We start from the raw sequence: 20,417 nt of genomic DNA, 5'->3' as shown, positions 1-20,417 counted from the left end.
GTGATAAGGATTTGTTTGCCATGCGTGGTCTCGATTCGACACGTGGGACAGTCTTGTCCGGAAAATTTACGTAATGAAAATCAATCTCTTGCGCGATATTGTTATTACGGTGTGTTTTCTCGTTCTACTCGCGCTTATCGCCTTGAAGGTTAAGACTGACGCGGTCGAAACACTCGGCGGGCATTATCGCGTCGTCGACGGCGACAGTCTGGCACTCGGCGATCGGCGCTTGAGGCTAACAGGCATAGACGCGCCGGAATTGACCCAGACCTGCATGCTTCACGCCACGTCATGGCGCTGCGGAGAGGCGGCAAAGGCCATGCTGCAAACATTGGTCGATCGGGGCGTTATGATCTGCAAAGGCGACCGCAGGGATAAATATGGCCGGCTGCTCGTCGCCTGTATATCCGACGGCATGGATATCAACCGGCAAATGGTCCGACGCGGTCTCGCCGTGGCGTTCGGGGATTATGAACGCGAAGAGGCCGAGGCGAAGCAAGCACATATCGGCGTCTGGGCCACGTATTTCGTCCGGCCGGTCGATTGGCGCCGGTCGCATCATTTGGTGAAGGAGGATGAACCGCACCGGCTACCCTTGCTTGACTGGATATTCGGAGGCGCAGGCTCTTGACCGACGCGATCGATGACCTGAAGGCGGAGATCGCGGCCTGCCGTGTCTGCCGCGACAATCCGGTTGGCAAACCCCTGCCGCATGAGCCGCGGCCGGTCGCAGTGCTGTCGACCACGGCACGCATCCTGATCTCCGGCCAGGCGCCGGGCTTGCGCGTGCATGAAAGCGGCATTCCCTTCAACGATGCGTCCGGTGACCGGCTGCGGCAATGGCTCAATGTCGACCGCACGCAATTCTACGATCCCGACAAATTCGCCGTCATGGGGATGGGTTTCTGCTTTCCCGGCTATGATGCACATGGCTCTGACCTGCCGCCGCGCAAAGAGTGCGCGCCACTCTGGCGCGCTCGTGCAGTGGCCGTCATGCCGCAGATCGAGCTGGTGCTCGCCGTCGGCGGCTATGCGCAGGCCTGGCATCTCGCGCTCAAGCCCGGCGGCTCGATGACGGAAACTGTCCGCGACTGGCGCCGCCATCTCGAAAGGGGCGTGCTGCCGCTGCCGCATCCAAGCTGGCGCAATACCGGTTGGATCCGCAAGAACCCATGGTTCGAAACTGAACTGCTGCCAGAACTCCGCCGTTTGGTTTCTTCGTGGATTTCTTGAAATAGCATTCTTCCTTTTTCAGAAATTCGTATAATAGTGAGCAAAATTTTCCCGGAGGTAAGTATGGACCGCCTTGACAGAAAGATCCTCAGGTTGCTGCAGGAAGATGCGACACTCGCCGTGGCCGACCTCGCCAAGAAGGTCGGGTTGTCGACCACGCCCTGCTGGCGCCGCATCCAGAAAATGGAAGAGGACGGTGTCATCAAGCGGCGCGTCGCCATTCTCGATCCGATCAAGGTCAACACCAAGGTCACCGTCTTCGTGTCGATCCGTACCAATTCGCATTCGATCGAATGGCTGAAACGTTTTTCCGAAGTGATCGTCGAATTCCCCGAAGTGGTCGAATTCTACCGCATGAGCGGCGACGTCGATTATCTCCTGCGCGTCGTTGTCCCCGACATCGCGGCTTACGACGCTTTCTACAAGCGCATGATCACCAAGATCGAGATCCGCGACGTCTCCTCCGTCTTCGCCATGGAACAGATCAAATATTCGACGGAGCTGCCGCTTGATTACATGATCCTGGAACAGCCGAAGAGTTCGGAGGAGTAGCGGAACACGTTGCCATACGCTATATTTGGAGTTGTCGAGGTGTAGCGATGTCTTTCATTGAAGATTTGCTTAGGCAGGACCGGCTTGTGGCGACCTTGGGTGTACGCGCTCGCGAGAAGGCGCGCGCTGCTGGTGTATCTGTTTTCCACATCGACCCGGCATCAGACGACACCATCATCGAAGAAAGAGCGGATGGCACCTTGATCCGCCACTTCAACGAACGAGTGCCTCCAGCGCCAACATCACGTAAACAAAGGCTTGGCGGTTCCAAGTGATGGATGCCAGGACTTGCGTCGTCCTCGCCGGACCGAATGGTGCCGGAAAGACGACTCTGTTTCATACGACAAATCCGCCCGGTTCTGGCCGATTCGTGAATGCTGACGATATTGCACGCGCTATTTCGCCGGGCAATCCGGAGGCTTCAACGTTCGAGGCCGGTCGACAAGCGATCCGGCTTCTGAGGCAATTGATGCACGCCAGGGAGAGCTTCGTCTATGAAACAACCTTAAGCAGCCATCAGGCGTTGAATGTCATGCGCGATGCTCGTGCCGTCGGCTACCAAGTTGAATTGGTCTTCGTCGCACTTCGGTCCGTGGAACTACATGTGAAACGTGTCGCAACTCGCGTCGCGCAAGGAGGTCATGACATTCCGGAGCATGTTATCCGCCGCCGATATGATCTCTCGCTTCGCAATCTTCAGACGGTAGCCTCACTCGCCGATCAGATCGCTGTCTACGACAACAGTTCCGAGCAGGGCGCGCGTCTCCTCGTTGTCGTTAGAGATCGCAGAATAGTGGTGGATCGGCTTGACTTGCGAAAGCGCTTCGACCGCAACATTTCCGCTCTGGTAACTGCCGGGATCAGTTCTGCCGGCTCGGCCACTTAAGAGAAAGTTCAACGAAGCGGGATAACTTGCCCTCCGCCGACACGATATTCGGAGGGTTAGAATGACGACCGCAGCCACGTCAGACCGCGTTGTCGTCCCTGCCGAGACCGATCGCTGGCATTTCGGCCTCTATCTCTTCATCTTCGCGATCTCGGTCGGCACACTGATCGCGCTCGACATCGACAGTGGCGGACCCAACAATCTCGATCCGGATGACGGTCTGCGTGCGCTTGAAATACGGACGCTGTTTGCGACCGGCCGCTGGTTCGATATGTCGATCCCGATGATCTGGTCGCCGGAGCCGTATTTTTCCCACTGGTCACGCATCATCGACCTGCCCTATGCGATGATGACGCTGGCGCTGAAACCCGTTCTCGGGCTCGAGCGGGCGCTTGCAATCGCCTTTCATGCCTGGCCGGCCTGCATGGCCTGCCTTTACGTGATGCTGGTGGTTGCCATCTTGCAGAGACTGGCGCCGCGGCGGACGGAACTGCCGGCCTATATGTTGCCGATCATGGCGCTCGTCGCCTTCTACGGCATCTGGGAGTTCAGCCCTGGTCGGATCGACCACCACAACGCGCAGATCCTCTGCCTGCTGTCGGCGATCTATGGTTTTGTCCGCTTCGACGCCATGGGAGGGGTCTTGATCGGCATCGCCACCTGCGTCGCCACTGCGATCGGGCTCGAAACCCTGCCGGTTCTGGCGGTCGCGCTGGCCGCCGTCAGCGCTGCCTGGTGGTTCGATATGCCGGCGAGCCGATCGGTGCTGCAGGCGACGGGTGCGGTTTGCGCGGTTCTGCCCATTCTGCTGATGCTGGCACTGATCGCGCCCTCGGACTATCTTGTCCTGCATACGGACGAATTCTCGGCACCCTATATCGAAGCGCTTGTCGGCTTCGGCTTCCTGGCGGTGCTCGGACCGCGTTTCACCGGCAATCGCCCATCGCCAATGTTGCGCTTCGGTATCTTTGCCGGCGTCGGCGTCGTCATTATCGTGGCGATCCTGCTGCAATATCCCGACTATCTGAAAGGGCCGTATCCGATGATGGATACGGTTGCCAAGAGATATTGGTTCGACCATATCCTGCAGGAGAAGAGCATCCTGGCAATCGTCGGGCGGCGCAAGCCGCTCGTGATCGCTTTGGCAATCATACCATTGCTACTCCTTATGCTCAGCGTGCCAGCTGTGGTTCGCGACATTCGCCGGCGACAGCCGGGACTGCCGGCAATCTTCGTGGTGTTGTGCAGCGCCGTCCTTCTTGCCTACATATCCAATCGTTTCCTGCCGCAGACGCTGGCGACTTCGATCCTGCTCACGCCGGTCGCAATCGGCGAGGCTCGATGCATGCTCGTCGCCTCCCGCAGCCGGACATCGGGGCTGGCCAAAGCGATTGGCGCGGTCGTCATCCTCGTGCTTGCCTTCGAAGCACTGTTCGCTGCCGTACCCTTTCGGCCGGCGTCCAAGGATGCCTTCGACGATCTCTTGGCCGAGGATTGCGGCACGGAGAGTTTTTCAGTGCTTACCGGCCTGACGCCAGGCCACATCATGACCCCCCCTGGCATTGGCCTGGAGATTGCAGAGCGTGTTCCGCCAGGCGTGACGGTGTCGGGCATCCCCTATCATCGAAGTACGCCGGCGATCAGCCGCCTGACGCGGACCTTCATGGCGTCGACGACGGCGGAGCGGATGGCCTATCTGAAGAATTTCGACTATCTGGCGCTTTGCCGGCCGAAGACGCCAAGGCCTGGCGGCCATTTCCTGCCGCTGTTTACCGCCCTGATTGCTGGCGAAAGGGTTCCGGGCTTCGACATGATTCGGGCACCGGTGCCGACGCAAGTCATGCTCTTCCGCATCGACCATTCGGTTGCGCAGTGACGGCTATTTCAGCCGCGCGACGGTGGTGGGATCGGTGAGTTCACGGACGGCATCCTTGCCTATCCAACGCGCCGTCTTGTCCGAGCTCGCGGCCAGCCTTTCCGCCATGGCCAGGGCCGGCCCATGGCAAGCCCGATTACGTTTGCCGATCTGCCGGAGCGCCCAGTTGACTGCCTTCTTGACGAAATTGCGCGGATCGGAGGCATGCTGTTCAATCAACGGCAGCCAGGCAAGCATGGTCGCATCCGGCTCTTTCTTCAGGTGTACGGCGCTCCAGGCCATCATGGCAAAGGCGGTGCGGCGGACGAATTCGCGCTCGTCGTCGGCAAATTCCGGGATCAAGATGTCTTGCAGCCCGGCATCGGCGTAGAGATCGCTGACAGTGTCGACAATCTCCCAGGAATTGAAATCATCCGCCCAGCGCCGTGCCTGGTCGAGCGTCACCTTTTTCGGCTCGTCGGTGAAAGCGGCCAACAGTCGGGCTTCGCGAATGCCGCTCTCCCACAGCGCGAGCGCCCGTTCATGATTGCGTTTGATAGCGCGTGCAAGCGATCTCAAAACGGGGTTGCTGATGCCGAGCGCCGCGCCCGTGTCGATGCCGAACCGCTGCATGCCCTCGATATTGCGGCCGTCTCGCAGCGATTTCAGATAATCGACGATCTGGGATGCGGTCCAATCGCGCGAGGGGCTTTCCATCACTTACTCCGCCATCGGTCTGAAATTGATCCATACGCTCTTCCAATCCGAATATTGACCGGACGGCAGATCCTTGAATGGGCCACATCGGCGAATGGCGCCGACTGCGGAGGCGGCGATGAATTGGACCTTGCTGGTATTCGGCTCCAGCATCACGGTCTCCACATCCAGCACCGCTCCGTCAGGCGCGAGACGCACATGAAGCATGATTCTGGACGGTCCCGGATCGTAGCCGGAAGGAAGATTCCAGCAGCGGATGATCTCCGCTTTCAACTGACTTGCAAGATTGGATTCTGCAGCCTGGGCTGAACGCCCGGCGCAAGCGGCGATAGCCAATCCCGTAAGCGCCGGAACGATGCGCATCCTATTTCTCAAGCCGTGCCAGCAGCGACGACGTATCCCAGCGATTGCCGCCCATCTGTTGCACATCGCCATAGAATTGATCGACGAGCGCCGCCACCGGCAGCCGAGCGCCGTTCTTGCGCGCCTCGTCGAGGCAGATCGCCAGGTCCTTGCGCATCCAGTCTATGGCGAAGCCGAAGTCGAACTTGCCCTGGTTCATGGTCTTGTGGCGATTTTCCATCTGCCAGGAGCCGGCAGCGCCCTTGGAGATCACGCTGACCACGTCCTCGACATCGAGGCCGGCGCGCTTGGCGAAGTGGATGCCTTCCGCGAGCCCCTGCACCAGGCCGGCGATGCAGATCTGGTTGACCATCTTGGTCAATTGGCCGGAACCGGCAGAGCCCATGAGCCCGACCATGCGGGCATAGGCGTCGATCACCGGCTTGGCCTTCTCGAAGATATCCGGCTTGCCGCCGCACATCACGGTCAGCACGCCGTTCTCAGCCCCGGCCTGGCCGCCGGAAACCGGCGCGTCAATGAAGAAGCAGCCCTTTGCCTCGGCTGCAGCCTCGAGTTCGCGTGCTACTTCGGCGCTGGCCGTGGTGTTGTCGATCAGGATGGCGCCCGGCTTCATCGTCGCAATGCAGCCATCAGTACCTGTCGTCACCGACCGCAGGTCTTCGTCATTGCCGACGCAGGTGAAGACGAAGTCGGCACCATGAGCGGCTTCTGCCGGCGTCGGCTTGAAGGTGCCGCCGAATTCCGTCGCCCATTTCTCGGCCTTGGCAATGGTGCGGTTATAGACGGTGACGTCGTGCCCACCCTTGACCTTGAGATGTCCCGCCATGGGATAACCCATCACGCCCAGACCGATGAAAGCCACCTTCGCCATGCTCACGCTCCTCAATAAGTGATATGGAGCATGTAGCGGATCGAACGCGGCGATGAAAGTGCTCCTCCCGGCTTGCCACGTTCAATTCCATCAACAGCAAGGGTTGGGTCTCGCGCCGCGCCGCGCTATGATGCGAGACGCCGCGCGACCACCAGATGCCCGGCGATCGGTTCGCCTTCCTCCAGCCGCACGGTGATGTCGCCGACTTCCACCACTTCGAAGCCCGCATCGCCGAGCACCTTGCGGACATAGGCTTGCGCATGCGCGAAACGCTGGTGCGGGCCGACGATGAAATCGCGGCCGGCGAGTGTGTCATCCGGTAGTGTCTCGGAGGAGAAGACGAACAGGCCGCCGGTTTCGAGATTATCGGCGACGCCGAAGAACAGTTCTTCGAGGAAGCCGAGATAGGGCAGCACATCGGTGGCGGTGACGAGGTCGAAGGGGCCGTCCTCGTTGTCCTCGAGGTAATCGGCGGCTTCGGCGACGTATAGGGTCTCGTAAAGGTCCTTCTCATGGGCGATCTCGACCATGTTTTCGGAAATGTCGAGGCCGGTAATGTCATCGACCATGTCGCGCATCGCGCCGCCGGAAAGTCCGGTGCCGCAGCCGAGGTCGAGCATTTTCTTGAACGGTCCGAGCCCGAGCGCCTGGATGCGCTGGCGCACCAGCAGCGGCACGCAATATTCGAGCTGATCGACGAGGATCGATTCGAACGCTTCGGCATGCTGGTCGAACAGAGTGGCGACATAGGCATCCGGCGCTTTGGGTGGCGTCTCGCCAAAACCCATCGAGGCAATGCGCACCGCGGCACCCCCATGATCTTCCGGATCGAGCGCCAGCACTTTCTGGTAGGCCGCCGCAGCCTCTTCGAACTTGCCGGATTTTTCCAGCGCCAGCGCCTTGTCGTAAGCGTCCGCGAGCGCCTTCTCGTCGATCTTCTTCTTGCTTGCCATGCGCCGAACGTCCTTGGAACCGAATGCGTCGGCTCTTAAGACGACAGTGGCGCAAAAGCAATCAGTGCAGGATCAATTCGCCCTTCAACGCTCGCCATTCGGTCGGCGTGATCAGCCGGTTATGCACATAGCGTACTGAATGCAGCATGCCATCGAGCGTTTCGCGCCAGAATTTCAGGAAATTCATCATTTCGGGGAACTCGGGCGCCAGATCGTAGTGCTGCCAGACAAAGGTCTGCAGCAGGCTCGGGTGATCGGGTAGGCGGTAGATGATTTCGGCGGTGGTCAGGCCGTAGCCCTGCATCCGCAAGTCCATTTCTTTTGACATTTGGCAATCTCTCCATGCTTGAGTTTGCTGAGCTTGCCTTTTTAATTGAACGACAGCATGATTAACCGGAGCTTAACGCTCGGTGTGATTTATGACATTCCGATGAAAAATCAGCGTGTTAGCAGCAGATGTTGGTGAGTGCTGCTAAAAATGCAGTCATCGCTTCAGATGCCGCGTCAACCGCGCTTCCATCCAGTTCCACAAATGTCGGAGCGCCTCGACGACGATCAGATAGAGGATCGCCGCCCAGAGATACATGTTGGAGTCGTAGGTGCGCGAGTAGGCGCGGCTGGTTTCGCCCATCACGTCGTAGACGGTGACGATCGACACGATTGCGGATGCCTTGATCATCAGCACGATCTCGTTGCCATAGGGCCGGAGCGCGACAATCAGCGCCTGCGGCAGGATGACCTTGCGGAAAGCGTGCCATTTGTGGAGGCCCAATGCGTCGCTCGCCTCCCACTGGCCGCGCGACACGCTTTCGATGGCACCGCGCAGGATTTCCGCCTGGTAGGCCGCGGTGTTGAGCGAGAAGGACAGAAGCGCGCAATAATAAGCCTCGCGGAAAAACCACCAGAGACCGACGCTGTCGAAGACACTGCGGAGATTGCCCAGCCCATAATAGACAAGGTAGAGCTGGGCGATCAGCGGCGTGCCGCGGAAGAAATAAATATAGACATAGGCGATGCGGTTGAGAATGCGCGACCCGCTCATGCGGGCTATGGCGATCGGCACCGAAAGCACGGCGCCGACGGTCACTGATATTGCCACAAGCGATAGCGTCACCGGCAGGCCTGCCAGCATTTTCGGCCCGTATTTCCAGAATGCGTTCGGGTCGAAGCCGGAATAAAGTGTCCAGGCGATGCCGACGAAGACGGCAATCCAGATGCCCATGAACAGGCTGCCGAGGAAACGCGGCAACGAATAGGGCTTTTCCGCGGCCAGCGGCGGCAGCTGCGGCGGGATGATCTCGGTGGCGATGGTCATCGGCGCACCTCCGCCCGTTTCGATCTCATCTCAAGCCAGTTGATGACAAAGGAGGAGAGGATGGCGAGCACCAGGAAGAGCAGGCAAGCTATGCCAGTGAAGGCAAAGGCGTTCTTCGTTACCTTGGCCGCGACAAAGGTTTGCCGCAGGATATCGTTCAGGCCGACCGCTGAGACCAGCGCCGTATCCTTGAGCAGCACCATCCAGAGATTGGCAAGGCCAGGCAGCGCGATACGGATCAACTGCGGCACGACGACGAGCCGCATCGTCTGCCCATAGGTCAGGCCGACGGCATAGCCGGCTTCATATTGGCCATGCGGAATGGCCCGGAACGCCGAAAGCAGGACTTCGGAAGAGTAACAGGAAAACACGATGCCGATGGCGATCATGCCGGAGATGAAAGGATCGATCCCGATCGCATCGGTGATGCCGAGTCGCGCTGCGGCCGCCTGCAACACGTTGGGCAGGCCGAAATAGATGATGAACAGCGTCAGCAGTTCCGGCAATGCCCGAAACAGCGATGTATAGATATCGGCCGCGAGACGAAGCTGGCGGATGTCGGACTGCTTGGCGAGCGCCAGGAAAAAGCCGGCGAGCAGGCCGAAGGGCAGGGTGGCGAGCGCCAGGCTTGCGGTGACATAGAAGCCAGAGGCGATCTCGTCACCCCAGCCCGTGGCGCCGCAGGAAAGCTGGCCGGTGCCGCCCACAAGCGTGAACAGGCCGACTGGGCCGCAAAGTGGATCGATGGTCGTCAGGATCGGATGCAGCACAGACCAGATCGCCGAGCCGATGGCGTCGAACAGCCCCCCGACCGACGCCATAAATGACTCATTGGTGCTCGCCGTCACGGCGACGTCACTTTGCATCCTTTTCCCCTGTCCCGGTTCCCGGTGTTGTTCTTATCTAGAAAAGCAAAAATGGCGGCAGGGCAAGATGGGCTTGTCCTGTCGCCACCGATTTACGCGGTTTTCCGCCGATCACTTGCCGTAGACGTCGAAGGAAAAATATTTGTCGTTGATCTTCTTGTATTCGCCATTGGCGCGGATCGCGGCAATCGCCTTGTTGAACTTTTCGCGCAGCGGATCGCCCTTGCGCACGGCAATGCCGGCGCCTTCGCCATTGATCACCGGATCGAGCGGCAGCGTGCCGAGCACCTTGCAGCAGGCGCCATCCTTGGTCTTGACCCATTCCGACAGCACGACCACGTCGTCGATCACCGCGTCGACACGGCCATTGGCGAGGTCGAGCTTGTATTCCTCCGTGGTCGGATAGAGCTTGAGTTCAGACTTCTTCATATGCGCTTCGGCATAATTGGAATGCGTGGTCGAGGACTGCGCGCCGAGCACTTTGCCTGCCAGCGACTCTTCCGTCGCTGCGGTGATGGTCGAATCCTTCGCCACGGCAATGGCCGGCGGGGTGTTGTAATATTTGTCGGTGAAATCGACCTTCTGCTTGCGCTCCGGCGTGATCGACATGGAGGCGACGATGGCGTCGAATTTCTTCGCCTGCAGCGCCGGGATGATGCCATCCCAGGCCTGGGCGACGAAGGTGCAGTCGGCCTTCATCTCGGCGCAGAGCGCCTTGGCGATGTCGACATCGAAACCGGTCAGCGAGCCGTCGGCTTCGAGATTATTGAAAGGCGGATAGGCACCCTCGGTGCCGATGATGATCTTATCGCCGGCATGGCTGAGGCCCGCGACGGCCGAGAAGACGGTAAATGCGGCGGCAAAGGCAAAACGTGCAGTCGTGCGCATGGTGATTCCCCTTGTTCAATACCTGCCTCGCGCTGCGGATGCGGACAGGATGGCTTTTTGGCGAGGCGCTCTTGCCGCGCTCTGAAACATTATTCGTACGGATTTTAGCGCAAATGCAACAGCAAAGAAGCGTTCGTTACAAAACTTTTAAGCCTCGGCGGTGCCGATGAACGGGAACTGAACCGCCGGTTCATGGTTGATAAATCCGAGCCGAAATAATGTCACGGTGAAATGACACCCTAAGAATCACAAAAAAGCCCGGAAAATAAGCAGGTCTTGGCTTCAACGACCACAAAACGAAGAGGAAGACATCCATGGCGTTCAAGAACAGGCTTCTTGCCACCGCTGCCATCCCCCTTGTCGCACTGATCGGTCTCGGACCGGTTTCAGCCGCAGAATTCATCCGTCCTGCGGTCCCCGCAGAGGCGCAATCGCTGGTCGTCAAGGTCCAGTCCAGCGATGACGAGGAACAGCTGAAGAAGCAGCAGCGCAAGGAACGCCGGCAGCAGGAACAGCAGAACCAGAACAGCGAGCAGAACGACCAGAACCAGAAGCGCAAGAACCGCCAGGATCAGAACGCCGGCCAGGAAGAGCAGCAGCAGGACAACACCCGCCAGCGCCGCAACAAGCAGAACAATGATGCGGGCATGCAGCAGCAGGATGATTCGCAGCAGCAGCCGCGCCACAAGAAGCATGAGCAGAGCCAGGACAATACCGTCCAGACGATCGACAACGGCGACCAGCAGGAGCAGGTGAAGCCGCGTCATAAGAAGAACAACGACAACGCCGAGACGCAGCAGAATAGCGATCAGACCCAGCAGGGTGATCAGCAGCAGGTCAAGCCGCGCCACAAGAAAAATAACGACAACGCCGAGACGCAGCAGAATAACGATCAGACCCAGCAGGGCGATCAGGATCAGGTGAAGCCGCGTCATAAGAAGAACAACGACAACGCCGAGACGCAGCAGAATAGCGATCAGACCCAGCAGGGCGATCAGGATCAGGTGAAGCCGCGCCACAAGAAGAATAACGACAATGCCGAGACGCAGCAGAACACCGACCAGAGCCAGCAGGGCGACCAGAATCAGGTGAAGCCGCGGCATAAGAAGGACCAGAACGCCGATACCGGTGAGCAGAACGACAACAACAATGCGCCGTCCGATCAGGGCCAGTCCGAGAACGACAAGCTGAAGAACGCGATCGAAAAGTCCAACAAGAAGCACCGCAAGAACCAGGATCAGGAGCAGACCGAGCAGCCGACCGACAATTCCGGCAGCTCGATCGAGAAGATCCAGACCAAGAAGAAGGATCAGCAGCAGACCGACGAGAACGCCACGAGCGACGAGAACAACAAGCCGCGTAAGAACGCCCAGCCGGTCGACGTCAAGAAAGCCAAGGACATTGCCGCCGATCCGTCGAAGACGACTGACACCGTCGTGCTGCCGGTCGACAACGGCGCCGCCGTGCTCGACAGCGACAAGGACGCCGACAATCGCGGCACTGACCGCAATCGCCGCAAGCAGCTGCGCGAGGAGAACAAGGATGTCCAGGCGCCCAAGTCCGACAAGGACGCTCAGCGCGGCTTCAAGAACGACGAAGAGGTCCGCATCCGGCCGGTGCTGCAGGACAAAGGCGAACGCATTCCCGGCTTCAAGGGCTATGACGATGCCGGCGGCCGCAGGGTCGACGATCGCAGCAATCGCGTCGTCATCAATATCGGCGGCCGGCTGGTGATCCGCGGCGACGACGACCGTCGTTTGGCCCGCGACCGGCAGATCCGCTACGACCGCCTGTCCAACGACCAGATCCGTGAAGTCATCGTCATGCCGAACGGCGACCGCATCGTCACCGTTCGCAATCGCTGGGGCGAAATCGTCCGCCGCTCGCGCATCATCAACGACCGTGAAGTGGTGATCTTCTACTCGCCTGAGCTCGAACGTGGCCGCGACCGCCTCTTCCTGCGCGATCCCGGCGAGGATCTGCCGCCGATGCGGCTGACTGTCCCGCTGCGCGACTATATCATCGACGTTTCGGGCTCGGGTGGCGGCAACCGCGACTACGAAGACTTCCTCGACGAGCCGCCGGTCGAGCGGGTCGAGCGGGTCTATTCGGTCGACGAGGTGAAGAATTCGGCCCGTATCCGTGATAAGATGCGCCGCATCGACCTCGATACGATCACCTTCGACACCGGCAGCTCCGAGATTGCCGAAGATCAGGTTCAGAGTCTGCAGAAGGTCGGCGAGGCGATCAAGAAGATCATCGACAAGGACCCAGGTGAAACCTTCCTCATCGAAGGCCATACCGATGCGGTTGGCTCAGACGAATCCAATCTCGTCCTGTCCGACAGCCGCGCCGAGGCCGTGGCGAACGTGCTCTCCGACGCTTTCGAAATCCCGGCGGAGAACCTCACGACCCAAGGCTATGGCGAGCGCTACCTGAAGGTCAACACCGACGGGCCGGAGCGGCTCAACCGCCGGGTCACCATCCGCCGCATCACGCCGCTGGTTCGTCCGGCCGATGCCCAGGCGGATGCGGAATAAGTCTTCTTAAACCAATTGTACAAAAATCGGGCGCCCGGACTGCAATCCGGGCGCCTGTTTACGTATATACTTATATGCAAGGCGGAATTCCCACCTTGCGCAAGCTTAGCCGGTTAGACACCGACTCCAGACAGGAATGGAGCATGTCATGATACTCTTGGCTTGGTTGATCCCCATCGGCGCGGCCCTGATCTTCTTCTTCTGGGCCACCGGTCTCATACAGCAGGACCAGGCGAACGAACGCTTCGACGCCGGTCTCGCCATTGTCGAGTTCGGCCGCGCCTATCCGAACGAGGCGATCCGCAACGTCATCATCTCCGCCGACGGCGACATGGTTTTCTTGAGACTTTGGGAGGGCTCGACCGGCTGCATGCGCAGCAAGGGTTCGGGCTATCTCTGCCACATCATCGACCCGAGTGAGGTCGCCGTCACGCCAGCCGCCGACGGCAAGGCCCTGACGCTGGAATTCCCGTCGCTCAGGGCGCTGACCGGCACATTCGAGTTCCGCTCGCAGCGCGAGGCAGCGGAAGTGTCGCTGTGGATTCTCGGCAGTTTCGCAGCACGCGCCTCGCAGGATGCAGCGATACCGAGCCATGCCTGAATCGGAAGGCTGTTGACACCAAGACGGTACCGAAAGGCAATCGTGTGACATGGCATCCGCACGGCCTGCTTCGTCGAGCGCGACTATTGCTCGAAACGGCTCGTTGCGTCACGATCCCGGTCATACCGTCTCATCAGCGGAAACGGCGGCAGCCAAGACTCTCGGCGGACGGTCCACAGCTCGTAGGTTGGCGTCAGTTGGTCCGGCGCATCCAGAGAGCCCAGGTTCACTTCGATTTCGTCATCGGTGCGCGCGAAGACGGACGAACCGCAGGAGGGACAGAAGAACCGGCCGGCATAATCGCGCGTCTCGCCATCGATCGTCACGGCATCCTGGGGGAATATCGCAGACGCGTGAAAAAGCGCCCCATGATGTTTGCGGCAGTCGAGGCAATGGCAAATACCGACCCGGTATGGTCGTCCCGACGCCACAAGCCGGACTTTGCCGCATAGGCAGCCACCAGTGAAGCGGTCCATGCCGCGCCTCCTCTCAAATCAACCGAGCCGAATGTTTACCGGCAACAGCCTGATCATGGCAATTGCCCGTGTCCGGCGGGAATCGGCAGATGCCTATTCGCCTGCAGAGGAGTTCATTTTGCCGGTCCGTCGTTAAAGCCGGTCTCGTCTACCAATGCCGCCGCACCGTCGCGGCCATCGAGGATTTTCGCGATCGGAATCGTCGCTGCTTCCGGCACGCCGAAGGCGCGAATGACCGCCGCGGGGTTCGCTCCCTTGACGACCGGGTATTCCAGAGTCTGCGCGACATAGCGTTCCTGGCCCGCGGGCGAGGCGAGGAAAGCCATCAGTTTTACCGCATTGTCGCGATTCGGTGCATGCCGCGCCAGCGCCATGCCCGAGAGATTGGCAAAGCCGCCCTTGTCGCCGTGCGGATAAATCAGCCGGATGCCATTGGCCCATTTGCGCTCATCATCCGTGCCTTGGGTGCGAAGTTCGGCAAACGTCGTCAGATTGCCGAGCGCCACGCTGCATTTGCCTTCGGCAATCGCTTCGATCTGCGTCCGGTCGCTGCCACTCGGTTGGCCGGCAAGATTGGCTTTGACCTTCGAGAGCCAATCCTTGGTGTCGGCAGCCCCGCGCGCGGCAGTCATCGCGGCAATGACCCCGAGATTGGAGAGGTGACGCCCATCCCGCATGCAGACCTTGCCCTTCCAGGCCGGCGCGGCGAGATCGTCATAGCCGAGCCTGGCCGTCTTGACGCGGGCGCGCGAGACATAGATCGCCCTGATATCCTGCGACAGGCCGAACCATTGGCCATCGGCATCGCGCAGCGAAACTGGCATCGATGCAAGCCTGGGATTGTTCGGATTCTGTGTCACGCCGGCCGCCTTCAGCGCCTCCAGCCGCGCCAGATCGCCGGCGATCACCAGATCGGCGGGCGAATTGTCGCCTTCAGCCTGCATCCGCTCGATCAAGCCCTTGTCCATGAACAGCACGTTGACGGTGATTCCCGTCCGGTGCGTGAAGAGATCGAAGGTTGGTTTCAGGAGACCCGGTTGCCGGAAGGTGTAGACATTGACTTCCCCGCCGGTCTCGGCGCCGTGGGCGACACCGATCGTGCTGGCAAGAAGGAGAAAAATTGAAGCGGCAGCCATGCGCATGTTGGTTCGTCCCGAAACTTGACTCTTTTATTCCATTATTTCCCATATTAGCCGGAGGGCACGGCAAAAGGCTATAACATGATTGTGATTTTCACGTTTTTGGAATTGTTCCAAACTAGGCGACGGTCTATATAGGTTTCCAGGCAAGCGAAACGGCCAAGGAGTATGGCATGCGGCTGACCAAGCAAACCAACTATGCGGTGCGGATCATGATGTACTGCGCTGCGAATTGCGACAAGCTCAGCCGCATCCCCGAGATCGCCAGGGCCTACAACGTTTCCGAACTCTTCCTGTTCAAGATCCTGCAGCCGCTGCACAAGGCCGGCCTGGTAGAAACTTTGCGCGGCCGCAACGGCGGTGTCCGCCTCGGCCGTGCGGCCGACAAGATCACGCTGTTCGATGTTGTGCGGGTGACGGAAGACAGCTTTTCCATGGCCGAATGTTTCGATGACGGCGCGGCCGATTGCCCGCTGGTCGACAGTTGCGGTCTGAATTCGGCACTGCGCAAGGCACTGAACGCCTTCTTCGAAGTGCTCGAACAATATACGATCGACGACCTTGTCAAGGCGCGGCCGCAGATCCATTTCCTCCTCGGCCTGGAAGAACCGACCGCCAAATCGGCCGCCTGATCCCGTCATCCCTGAGACATTTTTGCACGGCGCTTGCGGAAACCGTCCGCGGGCGCTGGATTTTGTCGGCGCGATATTCTAAATCGATTGAATAATCATGAGAATGGGGAGATTCCGCGATGATCCTTTGCTGTGGCGAAGCGCTGATCGACATGCTGCCGCGCACCACGACACTGGGCGAGGCGGCCTATGCGCCCTATGCTGGCGGCGCGATTTTCAACACCGCCATCGCGCTCGGCCGGCTCGGCATTTCCACCGGCTTCTTCACCGGTCTTTCCGACGACATGCTCGGCGATGTGCTGCGCGAGACGCTGGCGTCGTCGAATGTCGACTATACCCATTGCGTGATCTCGTCGCGCCCGACCACGGTCGCTTTCGTCAAGCTGGTGAATGGTTCGGCAACTTACGCCTTCTACGACGAAGGCACGGCCGGCCGGATGATCACCATCGATGACCTGCCGGTGCTGGGCGATGATATCGAGGCGCTGCATTTCGGCGCCATCAGCCTGATTCCCAACCCGGCCGGCGAGACCTACGAGGCGCTTTGCGGCCGCGAGCACGCCAAACGCGTGATCTCGCTCGACCCAAATATCCGCCCGGGCTTCATCAGGGACAAGGCGGCGCACCAGGCTAGAATCATGCGCATGGCTGCCCAGGCCGACATCATCAAATTCTCGGACGAGGATTTGGAGTGGTTCGGCGTTCCCGGCGATCATGACACGCTGGCTGCTCAATGGCTCAAGGTCGGCCCGAAACTGGTGGTGATCACCAAGGGCGCCGAGGGCGCGGTGGGCTATACCGCGGGCCACAAGGTCGAGGTTCCGAGCGAGCGCGTGACGGTTGTGGACACGGTCGGCGCAGGCGATACGTTCGATGCCGGTGTACTGGCCTCGCTGAAGCGTGACGGTCTGCTGACCAAGGGCCAGGTCGCTGCGCTGGCTGAGCCGGCGATCCGCAATGCCTTGGCGCTAGGGGCGAAGGCTGCGGCGGTGACGGTGTCGCGGGCAGGGGCCAATCCGCCATGGGCGAAGGAAATCGGGCTCTGAGGAGCTGGGTTGGCTCTGTCGATATCAACTGAGCCAAGCGATCTCTCGGCGGCATACTTAGAAATGGAGTAGGTGAGGGCCTAAATTCCGCTCACCCGGCTGCATCCAGCCATGTACGGCAATCGTTGAGCGCCCGTGCTGCAACCGCCCGCCGCTTCGCCACCGTCTTGTCCTTGCCCTTCAGCCGCTTGCCGTCGACCACAGTCACGACGCTCCCCGGCTCAGGCTCGGGAAACAGCCCGAAATTGATGTTCATCGGCTGGAACGAGCGCTTGCCCGGTTCCTCGTCGCTGACGATATGGCCGCCGGTGATATGGCCCAGCAACGCCCCGAAAGCGCTCGTCGATGGTGGCGGTGACATCGATTTGCCGAGCCGCTCGGCTGCGGCAAAGCGTCCTGCAAGCAGGCCGATCGAAGCGCTTTCGACATAGCCCTCGCAACCGGTGATCTGGCCGGCGAAGCGCAGGCCGGGCCGCGATTTCAGCATCAGCGATGGGTCGAGCAGGACAGGCGAATTGATGTAGGTGTTGCGGTGCAGGCCGCCCAGGCGGGCGAATTCGGCATTTTCCAGGCCCGGAATCAGCCGGAAGATATCGGTCTGCGCGCCATATTTCAGCTTCGTCTGGAAGCCGACCATGTTGTAAAGCGTACCGAGGGCATTGTCCTGACGCAGTTGCACGACGGCATAGGCCTTGACGGTCGGGTTATGCGCATTGGTCAGCCCCATCGGCTTCATCGGGCCGTGGCGCAGCGTCTCGAAGCCGCGCTCGGCCATCACCTCGATCGGCAGGCAGCCGTCGAAATAGGGCACATGCTCCCAGTCCTTGAACACCGTCTTGTCGCCGGCTATCAGCGCATTGACGAAAGTCTCGTACTGGCTCCGGTCCATCGGGCAGTTGATATAGTCCTTGCCAGTGCCGCCCGGCCCGACCTTATCGTAGCGCGACTGGAACCAGGCGACGTCCATGTTGATTGTGTCGCGATGCACGATCGGCGCGATGGCGTCGAAGAAGGAGAGCGAATCGGCCCCCGTCGCGGTGCGGATCGACTCGGCCAGCGATGGCGCCGTCAGCGGACCGGTGGAGACGATGACATTGTCCCACTCCTGCGGCGGCAAGGCGGAAATCTCCTCCCGCACTACAGAAATCAGCGGATGCTGCAGGATTTCGTGCGTCACCGCCTGTGAGAACCCGTCCCGGTCGACCGCGAGCGCGCCACCAGCGGGCACCTGGTTGCGATCAGCGGCCTGCATGATCAGCGAGCCGGCGAGCCGCATTTCGGCATGCAGTACACCCACGGCATTGGAGACGGAATCATCGGAACGGAAGGAATTGGAGCAGACGAGTTCGGCAAGATCGTCTGTTTTATGGGCATCGGTCATGCGCAGGCCGCGCATTTCATGCAGGATGACCGGTACGCCGCGCTTGGCGATCTGCCAGGCCGCTTCGGAGCCTGCAAGGCCACCGCCGACAATATGGATGGGAGAGGGGCGTTCTGTCGTCATGGGCGGGCTCAATATCACGCCCGGCAGGCAATACCAATCGGTAAAGCGCGTCGCGATCTCGGCGGACGCTTCCGGCGCTTTCCCTCCTGATTTCGAGCATGTCTTATCTCGAAACCGGTTACCACTTTCGGGAGGCATGCTTTGAAAACCGAAACGCCGCCTCGATGGGGGCGGCGTTTAAAAGGCGCTCATACGGCTCGTCTCAACGGAACGAGCGAGCGGCGATGTTGCGGATCTGATAACGGTTCACACCGATGTCGGAAAGAGTCTCGTTCGACAGGTTGGACAGTTCGGAGATCGTGCGGCGGTAGTTGACGTAGTTGGCTACGATACGGAGCGGGTTCATGGTTGTTTCCTCTTCAGACTTTGTTTGTGCACCTGCATTGTGCAGCGCCTTAACTTGGTTTTCGTTATACGCCTGAATAATCCAAATGTGCAGTGCGAAAAATATGCAGCTGCTATGCGTTTAAGCATAAATTGCTGATTTTTCAGGCGAAGATCAAAATCGCGCCTTTCGTTAACGCGATCCGATTTTCCGACCAAGCTATTGTTATATAGAGTTAATTCGTCGCGCCTCAATTTTGGCCCGGACCGGCGATGGAAATATGTGCGGGAAAGCGCTTCGGCCAACGCCTTTATCCGGCCTGTGCGGCGCAATGCGGCCGTCCGTGCGGTGCAAGAGAGAAGCCAGGATTTGGAGAAATAATTTGTACGCAAACGAAAACCGCCGGATTGCTCCGGCGGTTCCTGCAGTCTTGGGAGGACTTGAATGTCAGTCTTGGGAGGACTGTAGTGCTTAGAGAACGGCCTGGCGGGCGATCTTGCGAATGTCTTCGCGAGCGATGCCGAGGTCGCCGAGTTCGCGGTTTGTCATGCGGCCGAGTTCAGACACGGTCTGGCGATACTTGACCCAGTTGTTGTAAGCACGAGTGATGTTCATGGTCATTTCCTTTCAATATGGGCCGCATCCGTCTTTGTGCCGCCCTTCAGATCTCATGGTCGTAAGATAATGCTGCGCCGCATTATAAACCAGAGCCAATGCCGCAATACACCTATGCGTCACATGCAATTCACTGCCTTAAGTGGTTCATAATGCTTAATTTTTGTTCAAGAAATGTTCGTTTTGGCGTCAAAAATGCGGCGTTTCTGTGTGTTTAGTGAAATGTTTACTTCGCTCGTTAACAGTCTGGTCTGAGCGTGTCGCCTGTTTGCATTCCTGCCGTGGCGGTAGGGTCTGAAAAATACAAGCCACTATCGCGCGATACCGGTCGCGGCCGAAGCATGGCCGCTATCCCTGCATATTTGGCCGGACATGTCCGGACGCGCTGGACGTCTTTCGGGAGGACGTCGCGCTTTCCTGTGAAAACCCCGAGAATCAAAACGCCCACCGGGGGAGGAGATCCGGTGGGCGTCGTTGAGTGTGACTGACGACTGGGAGGAGGAGTGTCGTCAGTCTATCGGAGGGCGCTGGGAGGAGGAGTGCGCTGCTCCGAATTCCATTACGCTCAAATTGAGCGGGCGGATCATCCGGAGAACCGGGCGCGACTTGCCAGGGCCGCTGCATCGAGGAGTGTTTATCCCCCCTCGATGATTTCAATATAGTATGATTGTTTCGTTTTGTGCAGCGCAAAAAACTCATACTATTCATGCGTTGGCTGCATGGCTCTTTAGGAGCCCGAAACGCCCATATCAGAGACATTAGACGAAAATAATTTATCAGATATTAATGAATGGTCGACTTTGGAAAATTCGCGCGAGATTCTCACGCAGCTGAAATTATTGTTTGCAGTGGCCTGTGGCGATGATATGGAGGCGCCCGCAATCACGTTCAAGTCGCCCCGGCGCCGAGCGTGTTTTGCGATGCGGGTGTGGCGGAACTGGTAGACGCACCAGATTTAGGTTCTGGCGCCAAAAGCGTGGGGGTTCGAGTCCCTCCACCCGCACCAAGTGCCTCGGAATGCAGATTGACCTTTTGGGCTG

General features: G+C 59.5%; 23 protein-coding genes and 1 tRNA gene. 11 read left to right on the top strand and 13 right to left on the bottom strand.

The genetic code is table 11. The features are described 5' to 3' along the window. Positions 1-73 precede the first annotated feature (73 nt). The 6 genes from AC1DYF_RS19660 to AC1DYF_RS19635 all read left to right on the top strand — a co-directional run bounded on the left by AC1DYF_RS19660 (position 74) and on the right by AC1DYF_RS19635 (position 4,547). Positions 74-631 (top strand): thermonuclease family protein, encoded by a 558-nt coding sequence (locus tag AC1DYF_RS19660; protein ID WP_477878444.1) that lies wholly within the window; start codon positions 74-76, stop codon positions 629-631. After that, on the top strand, positions 628-1,233 hold the full coding sequence (locus tag AC1DYF_RS19655) for a uracil-DNA glycosylase family protein (RefSeq protein WP_477878443.1): 606 nt from the start codon (positions 628-630) through the stop codon (positions 1,231-1,233). Before AC1DYF_RS19660 ends, AC1DYF_RS19655 begins: the two co-directional genes overlap by 4 nt. Before the next feature lie 63 nt (positions 1,234-1,296). Further along, complete coding sequence (locus tag AC1DYF_RS19650) at positions 1,297-1,785, top strand: Lrp/AsnC family transcriptional regulator (RefSeq protein ID WP_477878442.1); 489 nt, start codon at positions 1,297-1,299, stop codon at positions 1,783-1,785. Between the two features lie 47 nt (positions 1,786-1,832). Then, positions 1,833-2,060 carry a hypothetical protein gene (locus AC1DYF_RS19645; RefSeq protein ID WP_477878441.1) on the top strand — a complete coding sequence of 76 codons (228 nt, stop codon included), beginning with the start codon at positions 1,833-1,835 and terminating at the stop codon, positions 2,058-2,060. Then, entirely contained in the window at positions 2,060-2,671 is a 612-nt protein-coding gene (locus AC1DYF_RS19640) for an ATPase (RefSeq protein ID WP_477878440.1), read from the top strand. Before AC1DYF_RS19645 ends, AC1DYF_RS19640 begins: the two co-directional genes overlap by 1 nt. A 61-nt stretch (positions 2,672-2,732) precedes the next feature. Further along, the gene (locus tag AC1DYF_RS19635; protein ID WP_477878439.1) at positions 2,733-4,547 is read left to right on the top strand and encodes a hypothetical protein; all 1,815 of its coding nucleotides are present in this window, start codon (positions 2,733-2,735) and stop codon (positions 4,545-4,547) included. Positions 4,548-4,550: 3 nt separating this feature from the next. On the opposite strand, the gene AC1DYF_RS19630 is transcribed toward AC1DYF_RS19635, so the two are convergent. The 8 genes from AC1DYF_RS19630 to AC1DYF_RS19595 all read right to left on the bottom strand — a co-directional run bounded on the left by AC1DYF_RS19630 (position 4,551) and on the right by AC1DYF_RS19595 (position 10,499). Next, on the bottom strand, positions 4,551-5,243 hold the full coding sequence (locus AC1DYF_RS19630; RefSeq protein WP_477878438.1) for a DNA alkylation repair protein: 693 nt from the start codon (positions 5,241-5,243) through the stop codon (positions 4,551-4,553). A gap of 3 nt (positions 5,244-5,246) precedes the next feature. Beyond that, entirely contained in the window at positions 5,247-5,606 is a 360-nt protein-coding gene (locus AC1DYF_RS19625; protein ID WP_477878437.1) for a cell envelope integrity TolA family protein, read from the bottom strand. 1 nt (position 5,607) lies between these two features. Then, a complete protein-coding gene (locus AC1DYF_RS19620) occupies positions 5,608-6,477 on the bottom strand; it encodes an NAD(P)-dependent oxidoreductase (RefSeq protein ID WP_477878436.1) in 870 nt (289 codons plus the stop codon). A 125-nt stretch (positions 6,478-6,602) separates the two neighbouring features. Then, positions 6,603-7,430, bottom strand: coding sequence for a class I SAM-dependent methyltransferase (locus AC1DYF_RS19615; protein WP_477878435.1), 828 nt, complete (start codon positions 7,428-7,430; stop codon positions 6,603-6,605). 61 nt (positions 7,431-7,491) lie between these two features. After that, positions 7,492-7,758, bottom strand: coding sequence for an usg protein (locus tag AC1DYF_RS19610; protein WP_477878434.1), 267 nt, complete (start codon positions 7,756-7,758; stop codon positions 7,492-7,494). 156 nt (positions 7,759-7,914) lie between these two features. Next, positions 7,915-8,745 carry an ABC transporter permease gene (locus AC1DYF_RS19605; RefSeq protein ID WP_477878433.1) on the bottom strand — a complete coding sequence of 277 codons (831 nt, stop codon included), beginning with the start codon at positions 8,743-8,745 and terminating at the stop codon, positions 7,915-7,917. After that, positions 8,742-9,611: an ABC transporter permease gene (locus tag AC1DYF_RS19600; RefSeq protein WP_477878432.1), complete on the bottom strand. Its 870-nt coding sequence runs from the start codon at positions 9,609-9,611 to the stop codon at positions 8,742-8,744. The genes AC1DYF_RS19605 and AC1DYF_RS19600 overlap by 4 nt, the downstream gene beginning before the upstream one ends. Before the next feature lie 111 nt (positions 9,612-9,722). Continuing rightward, the gene (locus AC1DYF_RS19595) at positions 9,723-10,499 is read right to left on the bottom strand and encodes an ABC transporter substrate-binding protein (protein WP_477878431.1); all 777 of its coding nucleotides are present in this window, start codon (positions 10,497-10,499) and stop codon (positions 9,723-9,725) included. Positions 10,500-10,813: 314 nt separating this feature from the next. On the opposite strand from AC1DYF_RS19595, the gene AC1DYF_RS19590 reads away from it, so the two are divergent. Continuing rightward, positions 10,814-13,039, top strand: coding sequence for an OmpA family protein (locus tag AC1DYF_RS19590; protein WP_477878430.1), 2,226 nt, complete (start codon positions 10,814-10,816; stop codon positions 13,037-13,039). A 148-nt stretch (positions 13,040-13,187) separates the two neighbouring features. Continuing rightward, entirely contained in the window at positions 13,188-13,640 is a 453-nt protein-coding gene (locus tag AC1DYF_RS19585) for a hypothetical protein (RefSeq protein WP_477878429.1), read from the top strand. A gap of 83 nt (positions 13,641-13,723) precedes the next feature. Here the strand turns inward: AC1DYF_RS19585 and AC1DYF_RS19580 are convergent, their stop codons facing one another. Continuing rightward, positions 13,724-14,116 (bottom strand): GFA family protein, encoded by a 393-nt coding sequence (locus AC1DYF_RS19580; protein WP_477878428.1) that lies wholly within the window; start codon positions 14,114-14,116, stop codon positions 13,724-13,726. Positions 14,117-14,229: 113 nt separating this feature from the next. Further along, entirely contained in the window at positions 14,230-15,252 is a 1,023-nt protein-coding gene (locus AC1DYF_RS19575; RefSeq protein ID WP_477878427.1) for an extracellular solute-binding protein, read from the bottom strand. A 176-nt stretch (positions 15,253-15,428) separates the two neighbouring features. On the opposite strand from AC1DYF_RS19575, the gene rirA reads away from it, so the two are divergent. Continuing rightward, a complete protein-coding gene (gene rirA / locus AC1DYF_RS19570) occupies positions 15,429-15,887 on the top strand; it encodes an iron-responsive transcriptional regulator RirA (protein WP_477878426.1) in 459 nt (152 codons plus the stop codon). Positions 15,888-16,006: 119 nt separating this feature from the next. Further along, positions 16,007-16,933, top strand: a complete 927-nt coding sequence (locus tag AC1DYF_RS19565) for a carbohydrate kinase family protein (RefSeq protein WP_477878425.1) — start codon at positions 16,007-16,009, stop codon at positions 16,931-16,933. A gap of 91 nt (positions 16,934-17,024) precedes the next feature. On the opposite strand, the gene trmFO is transcribed toward AC1DYF_RS19565, so the two are convergent. From trmFO to AC1DYF_RS19550, 3 genes are all read right to left on the bottom strand, one after another. Beyond that, complete coding sequence (gene trmFO / locus AC1DYF_RS19560) at positions 17,025-18,437, bottom strand: methylenetetrahydrofolate--tRNA-(uracil(54)-C(5))-methyltransferase (FADH(2)-oxidizing) TrmFO (protein WP_477878424.1); 1,413 nt, start codon at positions 18,435-18,437, stop codon at positions 17,025-17,027. Between the two features lie 202 nt (positions 18,438-18,639). After that, the gene (locus AC1DYF_RS19555; protein WP_477878423.1) at positions 18,640-18,783 is read right to left on the bottom strand and encodes a DUF1127 domain-containing protein; all 144 of its coding nucleotides are present in this window, start codon (positions 18,781-18,783) and stop codon (positions 18,640-18,642) included. 450 nt (positions 18,784-19,233) lie between these two features. Next, on the bottom strand, positions 19,234-19,377 hold the full coding sequence (locus AC1DYF_RS19550; protein WP_477878422.1) for a DUF1127 domain-containing protein: 144 nt from the start codon (positions 19,375-19,377) through the stop codon (positions 19,234-19,236). A gap of 922 nt (positions 19,378-20,299) precedes the next feature. Here AC1DYF_RS19550 and AC1DYF_RS19545 point away from each other — a divergent pair. Beyond that, positions 20,300-20,383 (top strand) — tRNA-Leu (locus AC1DYF_RS19545). Positions 20,384-20,417: the final 34 nt, after the last annotated feature.

This window comes from Rhizobium sp. P2_G9 (genome assembly GCF_056403475.1).
The sequence above is the reverse complement of the archived record's forward strand: the minus strand, read 5'-3'. Positions and strand labels throughout refer to the sequence as shown.

Bases quoted from the DNA above. Each gene is read 5' to 3' on its own strand.
- AC1DYF_RS19660 (WP_477878444.1), top strand. From the start codon at position 74: ATGAAAATCAATCTCTTGCGCGATATTGTTATTACGGTGTGTTTTCTC.
- AC1DYF_RS19650 (WP_477878442.1), top strand. From the start codon at position 1,297: ATGGACCGCCTTGACAGAAAGATCCTCAGGTTGCTGCAGGAAGATGCG.
- AC1DYF_RS19645 (WP_477878441.1), top strand. From the start codon at position 1,833: ATGTCTTTCATTGAAGATTTGCTTAGGCAGGACCGGCTTGTGGCGACC.
- AC1DYF_RS19640 (WP_477878440.1), top strand. From the start codon at position 2,060: ATGGATGCCAGGACTTGCGTCGTCCTCGCCGGACCGAATGGTGCCGGA.
- AC1DYF_RS19635 (WP_477878439.1), top strand. From the start codon at position 2,733: ATGACGACCGCAGCCACGTCAGACCGCGTTGTCGTCCCTGCCGAGACC.
- AC1DYF_RS19630 (WP_477878438.1), bottom strand. From the start codon at position 5,243: ATGGAAAGCCCCTCGCGCGATTGGACCGCATCCCAGATCGTCGATTAT.
- AC1DYF_RS19625 (WP_477878437.1), bottom strand. From the start codon at position 5,606: ATGCGCATCGTTCCGGCGCTTACGGGATTGGCTATCGCCGCTTGCGCC.
- AC1DYF_RS19620 (WP_477878436.1), bottom strand. From the start codon at position 6,477: ATGGCGAAGGTGGCTTTCATCGGTCTGGGCGTGATGGGTTATCCCATG.
- AC1DYF_RS19615 (WP_477878435.1), bottom strand. From the start codon at position 7,430: ATGGCAAGCAAGAAGAAGATCGACGAGAAGGCGCTCGCGGACGCTTAC.
- AC1DYF_RS19610 (WP_477878434.1), bottom strand. From the start codon at position 7,758: ATGTCAAAAGAAATGGACTTGCGGATGCAGGGCTACGGCCTGACCACC.
- AC1DYF_RS19605 (WP_477878433.1), bottom strand. From the start codon at position 8,745: ATGACCATCGCCACCGAGATCATCCCGCCGCAGCTGCCGCCGCTGGCC.
- AC1DYF_RS19600 (WP_477878432.1), bottom strand. From the start codon at position 9,611: ATGCAAAGTGACGTCGCCGTGACGGCGAGCACCAATGAGTCATTTATG.
- AC1DYF_RS19595 (WP_477878431.1), bottom strand. From the start codon at position 10,499: ATGCGCACGACTGCACGTTTTGCCTTTGCCGCCGCATTTACCGTCTTC.
- AC1DYF_RS19590 (WP_477878430.1), top strand. From the start codon at position 10,814: ATGGCGTTCAAGAACAGGCTTCTTGCCACCGCTGCCATCCCCCTTGTC.
- AC1DYF_RS19585 (WP_477878429.1), top strand. From the start codon at position 13,188: ATGATACTCTTGGCTTGGTTGATCCCCATCGGCGCGGCCCTGATCTTC.
- AC1DYF_RS19580 (WP_477878428.1), bottom strand. From the start codon at position 14,116: ATGGACCGCTTCACTGGTGGCTGCCTATGCGGCAAAGTCCGGCTTGTG.
- AC1DYF_RS19575 (WP_477878427.1), bottom strand. From the start codon at position 15,252: ATGGCTGCCGCTTCAATTTTTCTCCTTCTTGCCAGCACGATCGGTGTC.
- rirA (WP_477878426.1), top strand. From the start codon at position 15,429: ATGCGGCTGACCAAGCAAACCAACTATGCGGTGCGGATCATGATGTAC.
- AC1DYF_RS19565 (WP_477878425.1), top strand. From the start codon at position 16,007: ATGATCCTTTGCTGTGGCGAAGCGCTGATCGACATGCTGCCGCGCACC.
- trmFO (WP_477878424.1), bottom strand. From the start codon at position 18,437: ATGACGACAGAACGCCCCTCTCCCATCCATATTGTCGGCGGTGGCCTT.
- AC1DYF_RS19555 (WP_477878423.1), bottom strand. From the start codon at position 18,783: ATGAACCCGCTCCGTATCGTAGCCAACTACGTCAACTACCGCCGCACG.
- AC1DYF_RS19550 (WP_477878422.1), bottom strand. From the start codon at position 19,377: ATGAACATCACTCGTGCTTACAACAACTGGGTCAAGTATCGCCAGACC.